The organism is Luteithermobacter gelatinilyticus (assembly GCF_005849285.1).
GTDB classification, from domain to species: domain Bacteria; phylum Pseudomonadota; class Alphaproteobacteria; order Sphingomonadales; family Emcibacteraceae; genus Luteithermobacter; species Luteithermobacter gelatinilyticus.
The window spans coordinates 899,247-917,628 of the sequence record NZ_CP040517.1 but is presented as its reverse complement, the minus strand read 5'-3'; the positions used below and the strand labels follow the sequence as shown (position 1 = coordinate 917,628).

The window sequence follows — 18,382 nt, the reverse complement described above, 5'->3', positions numbered from 1 at the left end:
TGGCACATTTGTCACAGTTGGTACATCTGTGTGCCAACTATTTTTTTATCTTAAACGGGACTACATTCCCACTTATGGATTCTCTCCCATGTGACAATACCATAATGTCGTTCCGGAGATGTTCGACAGACAGGTGAGCGTATCGCTCTGTGACTGCCAGACTCGAATGGCCTAGTATTTTCTGAACTTTATAGCGGTCCACACCTGCTTGAACCATGCGAAACGCAGCGGTGTGTCTCAGGATGTGGGGCGTCACGTCTTTAAGTCCAGCCGCATTTCTCATTATAGTGAAACGCTTAACGACCCCTTTCCCCCTTCAGATATAGGTCATACCATTCAAACATACGCCGCCACATGTCGCGGATGTTGGCCGGGCTTCTGATCCCGTGGCCTTCGCCCCAGTATCGGACCATGACCGCCTCCCGGTTCAGGCGATACAAGGCCGTAAATATCTCATCAAACTGGGCCGTCGAATAGGCCCCGTCCAGTTCCCCATGTATCAGCATCAGGGAGTGCGGATCTACTCCGCCAGGAACAGGGGCTATTATTTATGTAAAGTTCAGGGTCCGGCCGCAATACCGTCGGTGCCGGGCAACATCAGCAACAGACAGAAAACCAGAGATAGAATATAATTGAACATGTGATTACTCCCTTGCGGGCGTCTTTTGCTGCAGGGCCTTTTCATGCTGCTGTCTCAACGCCCGCCATCTTTCATATTGTTCGGGCGAGAGTCACTGGAAAGTTTATAATTTACAGAGGGTTAAGCGGATAATTACGCAGATTTTGCGCACTTAAAAATTTCTTATCTAGGAGCGGTTTCGAAAAGGGAGAGCATACCCCCTCCCTTTTCGTATCCGTTAAACCGCTTGGTTTCTGAAGGGTCCTATGGTTTGACGCATGGCGCCGACTGCAAAGAAAATAAAGCACAGCGCCAAGGAACCCAGAAGGTTTAAATCCCAGCCGCTTTCTATAACTTCCGCCTGCTCCACTTTCTGCAGTTCACGGCCCTGAACGGGCTGGCTCATCTGCCCTTGCGTGGCCGCGTCCGGGGCCGGCAGGGCCGCAGACATGCCGAACCCGGCGGCCTGGGCGTTGACGAAATCAGCGAGCTTCTCGTTATCGACGATCAGATCATATTTATTGACCAGCTCAATCAGACGTTCCACAAGCTGCTTCCTGGTCTCGTCACTGGCGTCCCAGTAATCCTTGCGCATCGCTTCCAGCATGCGTTCAATGATCTGAGCCTGAGCGCCGGGGTTGACCTTTTCGAACCATTCACTGATGCCAAGGTTGAACTTGTCATTCACGTAGATCTCGGCGAACTCCTGCCACTGGTCGGCCCGCACCAGGTTTGGGTCAACCACCTGCCAGCCCCAGAAATTGGTGATCTTGCCTTCCATGGTGGTGGCGCCCGAATAGCCTTCCTTCATCATTTCACTGACCCAGCGGCTGTGCTGGGTACGGGTACGCAGTTCCTTGGCCAGGAACTGGGCCGCCTCCTCGGCCCGGGGATTATTGGCGTCCCGCAGGTTGGAAATCACCATCTGGGGGCTTTTGCCGTCCAGGTTTCGGATCGCTAGCGACAGGCCGCCGAAATATTCAAAGGGATCGTCGCTTGAAATCATGCCATACAGGTTGGACGAGCGGGCGAACATGGCCACATCGGTACCGGAAAGCTGCTTGCCGTAGATATTGACGCCCTCCACTTTTTCGCCCCAGCGGTTCGGATCGGCGCCGTAGGCATTGCCCATCTTGGCCATATAATTGTCGGCGATTTTGGCGTCCGTTTCCCAGGTGTCGCTGGCCCGGACCGCATCATCCACACCGGAACCGTAAGTACCGGATTCATTGGAGAAAACCCGCACAGTTGAGAAATATTCCGCATCCTCCTCGCTCATACCCTCGGCCAGAAGTTCTGCTTTCACCCGCTGGCTGTTTTCCCAGATGGAGTTGTTGGCTTCCTTGAGCTCGGCCACTTTTTTGACCGCTTCCGCCAGCAAAAGCACTACATTGGGGAAGGCGTCGCGATAGAGGCCGGTGGCGGACAGAACCACATCGACCCGGGGCCGCTTCAATTCGCGCATGGGGATGATCTCGGTGCCGGTGACCATACCGCTCTCGCTCCAGACCGGACGCACACCCATGGCGTAAAGGGCCTGGCTTTCCAGCACGCCGTAATGGCGCATGGCCTCAATCGACCACAGCGAAAAGGCCAGCTTGTCGGGATAGTTCCCGTGCTCTTTGTAATAATCGCCGATCACACCCTCGACCAGTTCCTTGCCCTGTTCCCAGGCGGCTTTGGTCGGCAAGTGCGAGGGGTCAAAACCATAGAGGTTAAAGCCGCTGGCGAGCGAGTCCGGGGAACGGACCGGATCGCCGCCGGTTTTAACCGGCACATACTGGCCGCTGAGACCCGCCAGCAGATGGGGCAGTTCCCGGATGCCTTCCATGCGATTATAGAAGTCACGAGCCTTTTCCAGATCGGCGCGCAGTTCATCCTCCAGACCGGAGAAATCCCTGCCCTTGATTACATAATCGCGCACGGTTTTAAACCCGGCCAGGTCTTCTAGGCTGTACGCTTTTGAGTCCAGATGGTCGTTGCCGGCTTCAGGAGACACACCGTAATGATCGGCCTCGAACTCCCGCGCCCGGGCGATAAAGTCCCGGCCCAGCATCTGGACAATGGTGGAAGTCACCAGATCCGGTTCCGCCAGTTCCCCAAAGGTATGCAGGCCGAGCGGCTGGTTGGCATTGGCCACATCTTCCAGATAAAGATGCAGTTCCTCGAGGAAATGATCAAAATCGGCGTCAATCTGCTCTGACGTCATAGCAAGGTCATCACAAACCTTTGACTCAAAACATATTTTTTTCAGTTCCTCGCCGGTTTTGACCTTCACGCCACCCTCATCCATGGAGCGATATTGATGCATCAGCTCGTGCACATTTGCGGTCACGCCCTCGAGACCGGCGGCGGCAAAAGGCGGTGTCATATGAGCGACCACCACGGCGCTGCCGCGGCGTTTGGTCTGCATGGCCTCACCCACATCATCAATGATGAAGGGATACATGACTGGCGTGTCCCAGACCGCCAAATTGCCTTGGTCATAGCGGGACAGGCCACGTTCCTTGCCGTTGAGGTACTCCTGACTGCCGTGGGTGCCGAGGTGGATAATGGCGTCACTGTTCCAGAACTTGCGGGCATAATAATAGGCCGCCAGATAATAATGGTTCATGGGCACTGTACCCTGGTGATAGATCATCTTGTCTTGGTCCTTATCATCGGACCGGGGCGGCTGGCGCATGATCAGCATATTGCCGTTGCGGATCCGGGGGAGGACGAAATAAGCCTCACCATCCCGCTTGACCACCATGAAGTTATCTTCCGCCTGGCCCCAGAAATCATTGATCGGCTTGGTCACATCCTCGGGCAGGCTGTTGAACCACTTGAGATACTCCTTTACTGGCATCAGCTCGGCGAGATCATCCTTTAAGAGCCCGTCAAGTTCATAATCCCGGTAGAAAGGATTAAGAATCCGGTCGATGGGATCGGTGAAATAATTGCTGTCCACCTTGTCAACGCCATAACCGGCCTCATTGAGGTTGGCGCTGATGGATCGCAGGCTGTGTTCGATATTGAGGAAGGACGCGCCCATATCCTTGTCACCCCAGACCATGACGGTGAGTTTTTTTTCGCCGTTCGGCTTGTGACGGAGCGCGGCATATTTGAGGGCACGGGAGACCAGGTGATCCATCTGATAGTCGATCACCTCCGCATGCCCGCTTTCCTGGTTGACGGCGGCGACGATCACTGGATCGATCACGCCTGCGGTTTCCGGCAGCACCAACACAAAGGGGGTCATGGTGGAGGAGATGCCCTGGCTGTCCTGTTCCCAAGCGGCCTGGTCGCCATCAAAGTAAGTCAGCGCCTGCAGTACTGGCACACCAAGCTTTTCAAACTCTTCCTTGCGCTTGTTTGCCCAGTGGATGGCCCGGAAATTGACAATCACATCGATAATGGTCTTGCCGTCCTTCTGCAGCATTGGGGTATAGTCGCTGGAGCGGGGGCTCAGCTCAAAAAAGAACGGAATCGCCAACGCCCCCTTTTCCTCGATCCGGGCAATGGCGTCATCCACCACGGTGGTATTGACGGATTCAATCAGGGACCGCTGCAGCAGAACGCCGATCACGGGCCTTCCGGTATCGAGCTTCTGGCCGCGCCAGTTGAGATAGCTGTCCACGTCCTCGAATATGAGCCCGTCATAGCCGGGGGCATATATGCCCACCTCCGGATAGACCACGGGCGCCGGCACCGTCTTTGTTCCATTACCCAGCACCTGATAAGCCAGATAGTCGGCCATACGAGAAAGGTTTACCATGCCGCCGTTATCATAATAATCATGAAGGACCTGCGCCTGCTCGGACGTCAGCCCCTTGACCAGATCGGGACTTTGCAGCCAGTTGATCGCCAGCAGGCGGCTTTTCGCCCGGCTGATGGCCGGCAAAAACTTGCTGAACGTCATCTTGGTGCTGCGGGCGGATGAATCATCCATAAAGACCAGATCGTAGCCGTCAAAACGGGCCAGGGCATCTTCCCCAGTCTTGAAATCCCGGGCGTTCGCCAAGTCGATGGAAATATCATGCTTTTCCAGATAATTCCTGATGACAGAAATTTTCGCCGTATTGGCGTGAGTGCCAGAAACATACAGTATCTTTTGTTTTTCCGTCGCCGATGCGACATTTCCAAACACAAAAAAAGCCATTAAAGTCAGCAGGATACGCATAATATTTCCTCTGGTCACAAATTAGTTGGCAACAGCATCCGCACCTGTTTCATCAGGTACGTAAATGATCGATCCATCCGGCATGCGGTAGGCGACGCCCGCCTTGACCCCTTCGCCGGCCCCGATTTCGCCAGTACTTTTATAGGTTTCTATTTTCTCGCCCTTCTTGATGATCATTTCCATGTCTTTCTGACCGGGGTTCTTGATTACCATAACATCGTCATCGAGGAAGGGATTGATCGGGTTTTGGGCGATGGAGATCAATAGCGCCGCAATCAGCACCAGGAACACGTCCACCAGATTGACCACGGACAGCGCCGGGTTGATGGATTCATCCTCTTCAAGAAGCTTCACGAAGGATCTCCCTCTCTTCTGCAAAATCCTCGGCCCGCTTTTCCACATGAGGCAGCAGCGCCACCAATTCCTGGGCCAGCCATTTTTTTTTGGTGCTGGCGATAAAGAAGGTGATGGAAGCCACCACAAGGCCGAAGATCACGGCGGAAAAGGCCACGATCAGGTTTTCACTGATGCCCTGCACGTCGCCGTCGGACAGGCTTTTCAGCGCCGGCCCCATCGGGATCATGGTGGCGATCAGGCCCAGCATGGGGGCTACCCGGCTGACCATGCGCACCCCTTCCATCTCGCTGAGCGCCGCCACATCAAGCTCGTCTTTGGTGACGTCCGGCCGACTGACGGCCAGGGCCGTGAGCGGATAGCCCCTGGGCGCCTCCTCACCGGACCAGAGGCCGTTGCCGAGCAGTTTGCGGAACCGGGCCGTCCCCCTGCTGCGTTGAACTCCCTCCACAACAAAACCGCCCAGAGCATATAGGCTGTAGAAAAACAACAGCACCAGCAGAATCAGCACCGGCGCCATGAACAGGTCCGACACCTGATACATCAGGTCTTCAAGGGTCTTTATCACAAGCTTACTCCACTCAATAATTCTCTAATATATGGAAGGGGTTGCCTCCCCCCCGATTCCATTTCTCTTTCCTAAGCTCATACAGGCATCGAAAGTTATTTGCAACTAATTTTGAGAATCATTATTAATTTATTGACGCTTCAAAATTGGCCTGCTATTTGTTTTTGCGAATCATTATTAGTTTTAAAACCATAACATTCGCGCACCGGGAATATCATCATGAATAAAACAGCGCTTCTTTCCTTGCTGGCCGCCGGCACCTCCGTCCTGGCTTTAACCATCCCTTCCCTGGCTGAGGAATTCGAGGAATCGGATCTCGGCCCGGCTACCGCCCCACTTGAGGTCATTGTGGTTTCCGCCACCCGCACGGAAAACAAGCTGGTGGACGTTCCCGCCACCGTCTCGGTCATAGACGAGGAAAAAATCGATTCCATCCTGTCCGATAACATTCGTGACATGTTGCGCTATGAACCGGGCGTGGAAGCCACCAATGCGGGACGTTACGGCCTTTCCGGTTTTAACATCCGCGGCCTGACCGGTAACCGGGTCAAGATCATGGTGGACGGCACCGAACAGTCCGAAGGTTTTGCCTCCGGCCCCTGGCTCAATTCCCCGCGTAATTTTGTCGATATCGATTCCCTGGCGCAGGTGGAAATCCTGCGCGGACCGGCCTCCAGCCTGTACGGGAGCGACGCCATGGCCGGTGTGGTGGCCTTCACCACCAAGAGCCCGGCCTCCTATCTGGACGAAGGGGATGACACCGGCGGCGCCGCCAAAATACTCTATGACAGCGTCACTGATACTTTCGCCGAAACCCTGACCCTTGCCAATCGCAGCGGGAAGCTGGAAAGCCTGATCCAGTATACCCGCAGGGACGGCGAAGAGACGGAAAACTATGGCGACGGCTATAGCGACGCGCTCGGCAACGAGCGCACTCTGCCCGATCCCTATGACTATAATACCGACAATATCCTCGCTAAAATCGAGTATCAGCTCAATGACGCTCACCGCCTCAAACTAGTCGGCGAATATTTCCGCTCCACCGGCTTTATCGAACTGAAATCCCTTGAAGGGCCGAGCTACAGCGCTTCCTATGATTATGACAATTATACCGGCGATGATAAATCCGAGCGCTATCACATCGGCCTGACCCATGAATGGACCGCCAACACTGTCTTGTTCGACAACCTGAGCTGGACCCTGGATTGGCAGGACAGCAAGGTTAAGCAGAAAACTATCAACTATACCGAACGTTTCGGCTATTTTACCCGGCTGATCGATTACAGCCATGGTGAGGAAGATTTCCAGGTTTCCGCCCAATTTGACAAGGCGGCTGGCCCCCATCACATCACCTACGGCGCCATTTTCCAGTACACCGAACAGGAAAATATCACCAATAAATATTATCTGGATATCGACCGCGATCCCGATCTGTCCCGCTATACGCCTGTAGTCAAGGGCAAGACCTATGGCCTCTATATCCAGGACCAGATCAGGCTGCTGGACGGCAGCCTGCTGCTCACTCCGGGTGCCCGCTATGACCGGTTCGAAGCCGATCCTCAGGTTGACGACCTTTATACGGATCAGTTAGGCAGCCATGAGAGCGATCACGTTACCTTCCGGCTCGGCGCAGTCTATAAACTCACCGATACCTTCTCCGTGTTCAGCCAGTTCAGCCAGGGCTTCAAGGCGCCTGAGCTCAATCAGCTATACCGGGAGGACCAGAGTTCGGCGGTACGCGGTTATGTGACCCTGTCCAATCCCAACCTCGAGCCAGAAAGCAGCGATTCCTTTGAGCTGGGTTTCCGCATCAACGCCAAAGCGGGAAGTTTCGAACTGACCGGCTTCTATAGCACCTATGACGACTTCATTGAACAGACCGTGGATCTGGTCGACGGCCTCAGCGTCTATCAGTATGTCAACTATAACGAAGCCACTATCAAGGGCATCGAAGCGCGAACGGCCCTATGGCTTGACCAGCTTTTGGATGCTCCCGAGGGACTGGCCTTTCAGGCGGCTTTTGCCTATGCCGAGGGCAATACGGAAATCGACGGACAAGATACCCCAATTGATTCTATTTCTCCGACCAAAGCTGTGTTCGGCCTGACCTTTGATTCCCCCGATGAAGTCTGGGGCGTCGGGATAAACCTTACCTTGGTCGGTGCCAAGAGTAAGGACTGGGTTTCCGATGAAGACTATTTCACCCCCGACAGCTATACCCTTGTGGATCTGACGGCCTATTACAATATTACCCCCTACCTTTCCCTGCGGTCCGCCGTCTTTAACCTGACCGACAAGGAATATTGGCTTTGGGAAGACGTGCGGGGATATGCAAGCACAACAACCTACCTGCAAAGGTTTACACAGCCGGGACGCAACTTTTCGGCCAGCCTGAAATACAAATTTTAGGCCCCCTGAGATAGCATAAACAACTGGCTCCGGAGAAATCCCGTGGCCTGTTACACCAGCAACACTGGACGCGCCAACTAGGTTCAGGACTCATTAAATCCACCAAATGACAATGGTTAACCTATAAAAGAGTTGATGCTTCCATTTTGGAAAGGTAGTCTGGTCCCCAGAGCCCTCTGCAACAGCTCTTTCATGTGACATCACCGGCCCCGCAAGCGCGATGAGAGGAATACAAGACCGGCAAAATGACAGTAAAAACAGTAAAAAACCCATACAGGAAACATACTGTTTCCCCGCTTTGCAGACCTCCGACACGACAAACTTACCAGCACAAGACCTTATTCAAGAATAAGAATACCTCTTCACAATTCACTCTAGCGAATGATGCCCACACCGAATCTGAGGCGGGTGACCTTGCGGTTGTAATCCAGCAGGGTCTCCCCATAGCCCGTAAACAGCTGGGCCTGAAGATAAATGTCAATATTTTTGAAAAACAGCTTATTTAACGGATAGGTCGCATCCAGGGTCACGCTGCCTTGGCCGGTGGCAAGACTGCCCCGGATCCGTGACGCGATCTGGACCCCATCCAGCGTGCCATAGGTCAGGCTAAGGCCAGTATGTCCGCGAAAATCCTTAATGTCCGGGTTGTCGCTCAGATCACCGACATAGGCCCACACATCCGCCATGAGCCGGAAAAACCGTCCTGCTCCCAAATCGAAATCAATGCCGGGGCGGGCATACAGGACGTTCAGGCTGCGGGATTTATCGGCACCCTGGCCGTTGGATTCATGCCGAAAACCGAATTGCAAATCCAGATTCGCCGACTCCGGCAGAAAGGAGGGCCGCCAGTCCTCCAAAAAATAAAACAGTTCCGGTTGGAATATATTGTCCTCGAACGGCTTGGATTCCGCCGCCAGATCCCAGAACGACGTCTGGGTGTAGGAAAAATGTATGCCTTCCAGCCAGGACCGCCGGTCGCTCACCTGTCGCCCCCCGCCAAACAGGCGATATTTGAAGCTGAGCTGGAACTTGGCATTAAAATCATCATTGCCAAACAGAATATAGGACGGCTCATACCGGGAAATATTCTCGAAAAAGAACCCTTTTTCCTGTTTCAACTCCTCTATATCCCGCTCATTCAGGACAACAAATTCTCGTTCTGCCACTTCTTCCGCCGTCTCTGGTGTCCTCTTGTCCGACGGTCCGGTCGCTGCAAGCTCATGGCCGGCCACCTTGTCGCTGCGCAGCATGACAAAAACCCCCCTGCCCTGCCCCTTCCGCAAGCTCAGATGCACCGGCCCTGGCCGAATGTCTTCGGGCAGGGTCAGGATATAGTCCACCTTCAAAAAGCCCGTCGGCGGAATGATCCGTTCTCCTGCCGTCTCGGCAGGGGCAAGCGGCACCGTCAGCCCGCGACGCTGGGTCCCCACCGCGATCTCCACCGGCAAATGATCCTGAACAACAAACGACACAGCACGGTCAGAGGGATTAGTGACATACAGACTGAGCCGGCCCGGCTCCCTCTGCTTCATCAGGGGCTGTTCTATTACCAGAAAAGCCTGCTCTGCCGCAAAGGCCGCCTGATGCGCCCCGGCCCCCGTCATGATCCCAATCATCAGAACCCCGATCATCAAAGCCCTGCCAAGAAGCCGATTACGTCTCATCTGGATAGGTTACCCCTGATTTCTTGTCACCCTGTGACCACTGCCTTTTTTGCTCTACGGCATCAATACATAACATCCCGGTGCATCGCGCACCACTGCCGCACGGCCCTTGTCACCGCCAATTTCCGGCGCTTTTATCAGAGGCCCCGACTGACTGTCCAGCCATTTCACCCATTCCGGCCACCAGCTGCCATCTTTTACCGGAGTCTGTTCAACCCAGCGATCCGGGTCCACATAAGGATCCCGGTCCCGGTGCAAAGAAATCTGATACTGTCGGCGCGGGTGACCGGGTTCCGAGATAATGCCCGCATTATGCCCGCCGGACGTGAGTAGGAAACTCACATCCGTATCGGCAAACAACGTGAATTTATACACCGATTTCCACGGCGCCACATGATCGGTACGGGTGCCGACGACAAACATGGGGGCCCGGATATCGGCAATCACCACAGGTTTGCCCTCCACCTCATAACGCCCGGCCGTCAAGTCATTATTCAGGAACAATTTATGCAGATATTCGGTATGCATGCGATAGGGCATCCGGGTCTGGTCCGCGTTCCAGGCCATCAGATCCGTCATTGGCTGACGTTCGCCCATCAGGTAGTCCCGCACCATGCGCGACCAGATCAGATCGTTGGAGCGCAACAGCTGAAACGCCCCGGCCATCTGACGCGTATCGAGGAACCCCTGCTCCCACATCATATCTTCCAAGAAAGCCAGTTGTTTTTCATTGATAAACAGCATCAATTCCCCGGCTTCCTCAAAATCAATCTGGGTCGCGAAGAAGGACAGGCTTTTCAGGCGCTCATCCCTGTCCCGGGCCATGGCCGCCGCCGCAATCGACAACAACGTGCCCCCCAGACAATACCCCGTGGCATGAATCTTCTGATCGGGGCAAATATGCTCAATGGCGTCCAACGCCGCCATCACCCCCAATGTGCGGTAATCGTCCAGGGACAGATCCCGATCCTCGGGCCCCGGGTTTTTCCACGAAATCATGAAAACTGTATAGCCCTGCTGCACCAGATAGCTGACCAGGGAATTTTCCGGCGACAGGTCGAGAATATAATATTTCATGATCCAGGCCGGTACGATCAGGATCGGTTCGGGCCGCACCTTGTCTGTTTGCGCCTCATACTGAATAAGCTCAATCAACCGGTTCTGATAAATCACCTTGCCCGGAGTAACCGCCACGTCCTGCCCCGGCAGAAAATTCTCTGCCCCAACGGGGCGCTTGCCGCTGAGCAGGCGTTCCATGTCTTCCTGAAAATTCTGCCATCCACGATACAGATTGAGCCCGCCTTGTTCAAAGGTGGCCTTGAGAACCTCGGGGTTGGTCCATAGAAAATTGGACGGGGAAAAAAGATCAAGAATCTGCCGTCCGGCAAAATCAATGGCGCGTTCGTTCTGAGGAGTGACCCCCCGTACCCCGGTGGCGGCGTTATACCACCATTGCTGGGTGAGCAAAAACCCCTGATACATCAGGTTAAAGGGCAGCTGTTGCCAGGCTTCGCCCCGGAATCTTTTATCCTGAGGCAACGGCTCAATACAGCAGTCCGGTGCCTCAGCGCCTGGCGAATGCTGCAACGCCTGCAGGGCATATTGCACAAACCGTAGCCATTTTCGAAAGGCCTTGTCCCTGAGTTGTGCCTGCCGACCGGGTGAGAATGTCAAACCGGCAAGCCAGTCCATATAGGCGCTGACCAGTGCCCGTGGGCTGAGTCCCGCAGTGTATTTGGCCGCAATGGCGTTCAGGGACCGGTCGATCGTCTCATATACCGCGGTAGCACCATAAGCATCCCGTTCCCAAAGCCCACCCGGCGACATGGGCCGGGAACAGGCGGCCCCGGAAGAACATGATGGGACCCCCTTTTTATTATCAGAATCATCAGACAACGCTGTCATGGAATATCCTTTCCTGTGCCACCCTAACCGAATTCGCTGCACTGCAAAATGATCTAGCTCAAAATACTATCACTAGAGTGAATTGTGCAGAGGTTGACCCATTCTGCCGGTCAGGTCTGGTTCAGGAGCCAGGGATTTGGCGCCGGCCATACTGGCGGTACGGCCCAGCCAAACCCCGCCGGAACTGGACCAGATCGGCCCGGCCCTTCGGGGTGGCGGCTTGGGGCCGCTCACTTTGTCAGACTCCTGGGTCAGACGCCTGGCCCGATGCCCCGCATCGCCCGGCGCCGTCTTCCGCGTGAGGCGGGCCACGATCCGCCAACAGAATTGAGCCAACCTCTTCACAATTCACTCTAGCAGAAAATATGAAAATATTTGGTGCGCAGGTGCAACATGACACGCAAAAAAGAACAAATTGTGACGTCTTTCCTTTGAGTGAAATGTTTTTTTCAGGGTTTTATTATTTTTTAGGATACGTCCAGCAAAACAACACCCAGTTTCAGAGGGCCATGAGCGCCCTTCACCAGGCGCATTTCGATATCCGCCGTGGTAGAGGGACCGCTGATCACATGCACGGCATGGGGTATACTTTCTTTCTGTTTGAGGAAAAAATCCTCCAGGCTGGCAAAGATCTGTGCCGAGGACAGCAAAACAATATGCGTATCCGCCAAGAAGGCGGCGGCCAGCGGACGCTCGGGATGGCTGGTCAGAATCAAGGAACCGGTCTCCGCAATGGCTCCGGCACATCCGGTGATCAAAACGGCCCCGTCCCCATCGCGCACATCAAACGGATCGAAAACCTCGATCCCCGGAAACAATGCGCGGATTTCCCGCTCCGGAATCATCACTGGCTTCTCACGCTGTTCCTCTGCGCAAAGATAATCCCGCACCACCTGTTCCACTGATTTGTCATGGGCGTGCAAACAGGCCATCCGCTGGGTGGTGGCCCGGTGCAGAAAGGCCGCCCGCCGTGCCTGTCCCTCAAGCCTGCCCCGTGCTGGCACAAGCTCGGGCGCCTCAAACAACTTGTCCCGGGAGATGGGGTTTTTCTGCTCCCTTCCGGGAAACAGGTCTTCCAGACGACTCATCTTTTGTCCTCCCACTCCTCGAAAAAGGTTTTGGCGGGCGGGGCCGGCATATCACGATCCTGGGTCCAGGCGCGCCCCAACCCCGGTAAGGAGGTGATCCAACCTCCATGAGACAGACGCCGAAGCAAAGACGACATCAGCCGGATGACGGAACGGTAAAGATGCGGGTGGCGACACAGCCAGGCCCACCCTCGTAACATCACCCTTTCGGTAAAGGGGGACTGATGATCCCCAAAGCTTTTTTCCCGCCAGTAACGCATCAGTTTCGGCAAAGGAATACGCACCGGACAGACCTCCTCGCATTTGCCGCAAAAGGTGGAAGCCTGGGACAATTCACGATGGACAGTCCCGTCATTCAGCGCCGGCGCCAGCACCGCCCCCATCGGGCCGGGATAAATGGACCCGTAGGCATGCCCGCCCGCCCCGGCGTAGACCGGGCAATGATTGAGACAGGCCCCGCAGCGGATGCAGTGCAGTATCTCTTCAAATTCGCTGTCCAACAGATCACTGCGTCCCCCGTCCAGCAAAACAACATCAAAAGTTTCCGGTCCGTCCGTTGCCCCGTCGCGCCGCCGGCCGGTGTATAAGCTGGTATAGGTGGAAATGTCCTGCCCTGTAGCCGAACGGGCCAGAAGCCGCAGAAACAGGAACGCATCTTTCAGGGTGGGGACCACTTTTTCAATGCTGCTGACCACCACATGATGCGGGGCCAGTGTTACCCCCAGATCCGCATTGCCTTCATTGGTCACCAGCACCACGGTTCCGGTTTCCGCGACCAGAAAATTTGCCCCGGTAATGGCCATTTCGGCCTGCTTGAATTTTTGCCGCAACCGGTGTCGCGCTTCCTGAACCAATCCTTCGGCTGCCTTGCCCTGTTGCCCGTCCTCACCATGCGTCGCCTGAAAGGTTTCGGCAATGTCGTCCCGATTCAAATGGGTCGCCGGCGCAATGATATGGCTGGGCTTTTCTTGGCGCAGCTGAAGTATATATTCGCCAAGATCAGTTTCAATGACATCTGCCCCCCAGCCGAGAAGATAATCGGCAAGACGCATTTCCTCACCCACCATGGACTTGGATTTCACAACATGCCGGCAATCATATTCCTGACACAGGCCACGCACGATACGGTTGGCTTCCTGCGGCGTCTTCGCCCAGTGCACCCGCCCGCCGGCACGGCGCACCGCCTGCTCAAAGGCCGCAAGATACTGCGGCAGGTGACGGAGCGTAAAATCCTTGCGCTGGCGGGCCAGATCCCGCAACGCATCAAATTCCGGAAGATCGGCAATGGCCTGCGCCCGGGCCTCACCAAACCCCGATTGCAGTCGGTTCATGGCCCGTTGCAGGCGTTCATTGTTCAGCGCCGTACGACTTGCCTCCCGGAATCTCTTTGGCGACCCAGTCCCCGCGGTCATCAGGCGTCCCCTTCCATACCGGCCAAAATTTCGGCGATGTGATAGCCCCTGATCCGATGGCCCAGACGATGCAGTTTCCCCTCCAGGGTCATCAGACAGCCCAGATCCCCGGCAATCACACATTCTGCGCCACTGTCCATAATGTTGCGGATTTTGCGCGAAACCATATCATTGGAAAGTTCCGGATATTTAAGACAAAAAGCACCCCCGAAGCCACAGCAGCGTTCCGCATCACGCATTTCCACAAGCTCAAGTCCCCGAACCCGGCCCAGAAGGTCCCGGGGGGCGGTCTTGAGGTTCAACTCCCGCAAGCCGCTGCAGCTGTCATGATAGGTGGCCTTAAGGGAAGAGACTTGTGTGCCGTCATATCCGGCCACATGGTTCAGAAATTCTGTAAGCTCATAACATTTGGCCGCCAGGTTGTTCGCCCTGGCGCTCCAATCTCTATCCTCTTTCAGCAGTTCCGGATAGTGTTTGCGGATCATTGCTGCACAGGATCCCGACGGCACCACCATATAATCCAGCCTCTCGAACTGCCGGATGACCTGCCTTGCTGCACGCCGGGCGTTGGACCTGTCCCCGCCATTATAGGAGGGCTGCCCGCAACAGGTCTGGTGTTTGGGAACGATCACGTCAATCCCGGCCTGGTTCAGCAAACGCACCACCGCCCAGGCCACTGACGGCCTGAACAGATTGACCAAGCAGGTCACCCAAAGACCGGCGGCACTCTTTTTGCTGGTGGATGATTGCGGCACTTGATGTCTCCCGTTTGCGGGAAACTATACCAAGCAGAGAACCGAGGTGAACAGAAAAGATCAGAAATCGTTATTTTTCCGGATTAGCGTTGCGACGGATCACGGGCTGCTTATTGACGAATTTTTTTGTCAGGCGATCAAGGCCCAGGCCCTCTATCTTGAGGCGTTCATCCAGAATAATGGTCATATAGACCCGATCTTCATCAACATTCAGGCTTTTCACCCCCTTTTTAGGCAAGGGTACCCCCGTCTCCTTACAAAACAGCACCAGCGCCGCCGCCAGTTCCGCTGTAGAAAATTCCATCCTGATCGGCGGTTCGTTGATAATTTTTTTGATCATCAGGGTAGCGGAAACCATGCCGCTGTTATTGATGATGATACTTTTGATATCGTCAAACAGCAGGGTTTTCCCCTTCACAAGGGCATATTTGACCAGAGCCCGTCTCAGCTCTGCCTCCTCAAAAAAGATATGCCTGACCTCAGATGGCATGGGATTTTCCTCACCCTGACCTTCAGTTTGTACCTTTATTTTTCTGATCCGGGGCCCCCGGTCAAGAATTAATTGCTTATACAAATAATTATTTAAAACATAGTTACCAGGGATTGTCATTCCCGACTATCCGGCCGATACTGTTTTGGAGCAGGGATCATTACTGAAACCCCTTTCTCCAGATAGGCAACCGGTAAGGACTTTTTAGAAAATGGCGTACGCGGATCGTTTCAGAAAAATACTGCAATCCAAAAAAGCAGAATTGGAACAGCTGATCCATACGGCCCAGGATAACAAGGCGGCCGTTGAACTGGATCAGACCAAGGTGGGGCGCCTGTCGCGCATGGATGCTCTTCAGGCCCAGGCCATGTCCAAGGAGGTGGAACGCCGGCGCCGCCTGGAACTACAGCGCATCGAGGCGGCCTTGCAGCGTCTCGAAGACGGGGAATTCGGGTATTGCATCACCTGTGGCGAAGAAATTGACAAAGATCGTCTGTCTCTTGACCCGTCCACTCCGCAATGCCGCAATTGCGCCGGATAGGTTGCTGAGGCCCCTTAGTTAAGACACTGGAAAGTCCACGATCACCTGACCCGTGCCACTGGACGGGAAATAGTCACAAAGAATTTCGGCTTTACCCCTATAACTGTCCCACCCCAGCACGCCAAACAGCATGGCGGTATCGGCCATAGCCCCTTCCCCGTGGCAGGCCGTCACATAAGTGGGCAGCATTTTCAGGAAGGTCGCGATCTCGCCTTCGGTCCAGAGCTGCAAAACCCTCAGGTCCACCTGCCGCAGAAATTCATCGGTGATGTCATTGAGTTTATCCCGGGAGACACGGTTGGGTGCGAACGCATGGGACAGGGAGCCCGAGGCGAGAAACGCCACACGACGGCCGCTTTTTTCCACCGCCCGGCGCAACGCTATACCGAAATCCCGGTTTTCTTCGGGGGCCGAGAACTGGTTGGCCGCCACCGGTAACACCCTGGCCCCGAATGTATTGGCCAGCCACATGGGAATCAGCGTGCCATATTCCAGGTCCAAGCCCTGCACCTTGTGATTGAGCGTACGCAGCCCTGCTGCATTGGCTTCTTCGGCAATCAGGTCGCCCAGATCCGGATCCCCGCGATAGTCATAGGCCAGCCCATGTAGCATATGCGGCAGTTCATGACTGGTAAAGGTGCCCGCCCAACCCGGGCGGCCGTTCAGGTGAAACCCCTGGTTCACCAACCAGTGAGTGTCGCATAGGATAAAGGTTTCCACCCCCCGGGCTTCAGCGCGACGACCGATTTCTTTCAACCCTGCAACAGCCTGCTTCCGGATGCCTTCAAACCCTTTCACCTTTTCCGACATCCAGATGGTCGGCACATGGGTGATTTTGGCGGCCAGTACAATTTCGCCCATTCTCTTAATCCTTTCCAAGGTTTCTTCCGGTGCCGTTCAAACCCCCAGTTTGGGGATCGGGTGGTCCCCCAGCGCGATGCAGATATTTTTGGTTTCCATGTAAAACTCAAAACTGTAATCGCCGCCGTCCCGGCCAATGCCGCTGGCTTTCATGCCACCAAAGGGAGAAGGCAGATGCCGGTTATTTTCCGAATTCACCCAGATCATGCCTGCGTCCATCCGCTGCGCCAGCCGATGGGCCCGCCCCACATCCCGGGTCCAGATATAGCCCGTGAGTCCATATTGCACGTCATTGGCCAGTTGCAACGCTTCCGCCTCGTCGGTGAAGGGAATGGCGGTCAGCACCGGGCCAAAGATTTCCTCCTGGGCTATGCGCATGTCATTGCGGGCATTCGCGAACAGGGTGGGGATGACATAGTTGCCCGGCGCCAGATCCTCGCGCGCCGCGCCGCCAACCCGGATCTCCGCCCCGTCCTCGCGGGCGATCTGCATATAACTCATCACCTTGTTAAAATGCTTTTTGTGGATCAGCGGCCCCACTTCCGTCGCCGGGTCCAGCGGGTGGCCCACCCGTACTTTCGACACCCGTTCCGCAAGACGGTCGAGAAATTCCGCCTCGATGTCTTTCTGGATCAACAAACGGCTGGAGGAGGTGCAGCGCTGGCCATTCAGGCTGTAAATCATGAACACCACCGCATCCAGCGCCCGGTCCAGATCCGCATCGTTAAACACGATCACCGGATTTTTGCCGCCCAGTTCGAAATGCACCCGTTTCAGGGTCGGAGCGCCCTGGGCCATGATCAGGCTACCGGTCTGGCTTTCGCCGACAAAGGCCAGCGCCTTGATGTGAGGATGCTCGGTCAGCGCCTTGCCCGCGCCTTCGCCCAGCCCCTGCACCATATTCCACACCCCGTCGGGGATACCGGCTTCTTGGGCCAGTTCGGCGAGTTTCACCGCCGTCAGCGGGCTCCATTCCGCCGGTTTGTGCACAATGGTGCAGCCGGCAGCCAATGCCGGGGCGATTTTCCAGGTGGCCAGCATAAAGGGCGTGTTCCAAGGGGTAATCACGCCCACTGGCCCGATGGGAGTACGCAGGGTATAGTTGATATGGCTGTCCATCGGCAGGGCCTGCCCGTCCCGGGCCTGCGGCGCCCGGTCCGCGAAGAAGCGAAAATTGGCGGCCCCACGGATGGCCGCCTTGCTCATGAAACGGATGGGCTGTCCCGTATCCAGGCTTTCCAGCAGCGCGATTTCCTCCGCATCCCGCTCGATCAGATCCGCGAGACGATGAAGAATCCGTTTGCGTTCCTTGGGGGACATGTCGCGCCAGGCCGGAAAGGCGTCCCAGGCGGCCGTGGCGGCCGCGTCAATGTCGGCGGCGCTGCCTTCGGCCACCTCTCCCATCACGCTGTTGTCTAAGGGGCTGATATTGTCAAACGTCCGGCCTGAGCGACCAAGGGTTATTGTACCGGCAATAAAATGCGGAGCCGGGTTATCTCTGAAACGTTGCAAAAACGCTTCGGCCTTTTGCAAGTTTTGCTCAAACTGTGTCAT

16 protein-coding genes are annotated in these 18,382 nt (G+C 55.4%); 3 read left to right on the top strand and 13 right to left on the bottom strand.

Features of this window, described 5'->3' with window-relative positions:
• Window positions 1-37 precede the first annotated feature (37 nt).
• The 5 genes from FE788_RS14360 to FE788_RS04125 form a co-directional block, all read right to left on the bottom strand.
• Window positions 38-283, bottom strand: coding sequence for a tyrosine-type recombinase/integrase (locus tag FE788_RS14360; RefSeq protein WP_138379456.1), 246 nt, complete (start codon window positions 281-283; stop codon window positions 38-40).
• Window positions 284-296: 13 nt separating this feature from the next.
• Window positions 297-506 carry an alpha/beta hydrolase family protein gene (locus tag FE788_RS04140; RefSeq protein WP_138379455.1) on the bottom strand — a complete coding sequence of 70 codons (210 nt, stop codon included), beginning with the start codon at window positions 504-506 and terminating at the stop codon, window positions 297-299.
• Between the two features lie 351 nt (window positions 507-857).
• Window positions 858-4,781 (bottom strand): cobaltochelatase subunit CobN, encoded by a 3,924-nt coding sequence (gene cobN, locus FE788_RS04135; RefSeq protein ID WP_138379454.1) that lies wholly within the window; start codon window positions 4,779-4,781, stop codon window positions 858-860.
• 21 nt (window positions 4,782-4,802) lie between these two features.
• Window positions 4,803-5,135, bottom strand: coding sequence for a DUF2149 domain-containing protein (locus tag FE788_RS04130; protein ID WP_210414130.1), 333 nt, complete (start codon window positions 5,133-5,135; stop codon window positions 4,803-4,805).
• A complete protein-coding gene (locus FE788_RS04125) occupies window positions 5,122-5,703 on the bottom strand; it encodes a MotA/TolQ/ExbB proton channel family protein (protein ID WP_138379452.1) in 582 nt (193 codons plus the stop codon). The genes FE788_RS04130 and FE788_RS04125 overlap by 14 nt, the downstream gene beginning before the upstream one ends.
• 219 nt (window positions 5,704-5,922) lie before the next feature.
• Here FE788_RS04125 and FE788_RS04120 point away from each other — a divergent pair, with 219 nt between their 5' ends.
• Complete coding sequence (locus FE788_RS04120; RefSeq protein WP_138379451.1) at window positions 5,923-8,112, top strand: TonB-dependent hemoglobin/transferrin/lactoferrin family receptor; 2,190 nt, start codon at window positions 5,923-5,925, stop codon at window positions 8,110-8,112.
• A gap of 374 nt (window positions 8,113-8,486) precedes the next feature.
• Here FE788_RS04120 and FE788_RS04115 read toward each other — a convergent pair whose 3' ends face one another.
• Together FE788_RS04115 and FE788_RS04110 are read right to left on the bottom strand one after the other, a co-directional pair.
• Entirely contained in the window at window positions 8,487-9,776 is a 1,290-nt protein-coding gene (locus FE788_RS04115) for a phospholipase A (protein WP_138379450.1), read from the bottom strand.
• A gap of 54 nt (window positions 9,777-9,830) precedes the next feature.
• Window positions 9,831-11,681, bottom strand: coding sequence for a PHA/PHB synthase family protein (locus tag FE788_RS04110; protein WP_138379449.1), 1,851 nt, complete (start codon window positions 11,679-11,681; stop codon window positions 9,831-9,833).
• A 136-nt stretch (window positions 11,682-11,817) separates the two neighbouring features.
• On the opposite strand from FE788_RS04110, the gene FE788_RS04105 reads away from it, so the two are divergent.
• Window positions 11,818-12,012, top strand: a complete 195-nt coding sequence (locus FE788_RS04105) for a hypothetical protein (protein ID WP_138379448.1) — start codon at window positions 11,818-11,820, stop codon at window positions 12,010-12,012.
• Between the two features lie 136 nt (window positions 12,013-12,148).
• On the opposite strand, the gene FE788_RS04100 is transcribed toward FE788_RS04105, so the two are convergent.
• The 4 genes from FE788_RS04100 to FE788_RS04085 all read right to left on the bottom strand — a co-directional run bounded on the left by FE788_RS04100 (window position 12,149) and on the right by FE788_RS04085 (window position 15,426).
• Complete coding sequence (locus FE788_RS04100; RefSeq protein WP_138379447.1) at window positions 12,149-12,769, bottom strand: LutC/YkgG family protein; 621 nt, start codon at window positions 12,767-12,769, stop codon at window positions 12,149-12,151.
• On the bottom strand, window positions 12,766-14,181 hold the full coding sequence (locus FE788_RS04095) for a lactate utilization protein B (protein WP_138379446.1): 1,416 nt from the start codon (window positions 14,179-14,181) through the stop codon (window positions 12,766-12,768). The genes FE788_RS04100 and FE788_RS04095 overlap by 4 nt, the downstream gene beginning before the upstream one ends.
• The gene (locus FE788_RS04090) at window positions 14,181-14,936 is read right to left on the bottom strand and encodes a (Fe-S)-binding protein (RefSeq protein ID WP_138379445.1); all 756 of its coding nucleotides are present in this window, start codon (window positions 14,934-14,936) and stop codon (window positions 14,181-14,183) included. Before FE788_RS04090 ends, FE788_RS04095 begins: the two co-directional genes overlap by 1 nt.
• A 70-nt stretch (window positions 14,937-15,006) precedes the next feature.
• Window positions 15,007-15,426, bottom strand: coding sequence for a hypothetical protein (locus FE788_RS04085; protein ID WP_138379444.1), 420 nt, complete (start codon window positions 15,424-15,426; stop codon window positions 15,007-15,009).
• Window positions 15,427-15,637: 211 nt separating this feature from the next.
• Here FE788_RS04085 and FE788_RS04080 point away from each other — a divergent pair, with 211 nt between their 5' ends.
• The gene (locus FE788_RS04080) at window positions 15,638-15,967 is read left to right on the top strand and encodes a TraR/DksA family transcriptional regulator (RefSeq protein ID WP_138379443.1); all 330 of its coding nucleotides are present in this window, start codon (window positions 15,638-15,640) and stop codon (window positions 15,965-15,967) included.
• A gap of 18 nt (window positions 15,968-15,985) precedes the next feature.
• Here the strand turns inward: FE788_RS04080 and hpaD are convergent, their stop codons facing one another.
• Together hpaD and hpaE are read right to left on the bottom strand one after the other, a co-directional pair.
• Complete coding sequence (gene hpaD / locus FE788_RS04075; RefSeq protein WP_138379442.1) at window positions 15,986-16,828, bottom strand: 3,4-dihydroxyphenylacetate 2,3-dioxygenase; 843 nt, start codon at window positions 16,826-16,828, stop codon at window positions 15,986-15,988.
• A gap of 36 nt (window positions 16,829-16,864) precedes the next feature.
• Entirely contained in the window at window positions 16,865-18,382 is a 1,518-nt protein-coding gene (gene hpaE / locus FE788_RS04070; protein ID WP_138379441.1) for a 5-carboxymethyl-2-hydroxymuconate semialdehyde dehydrogenase, read from the bottom strand.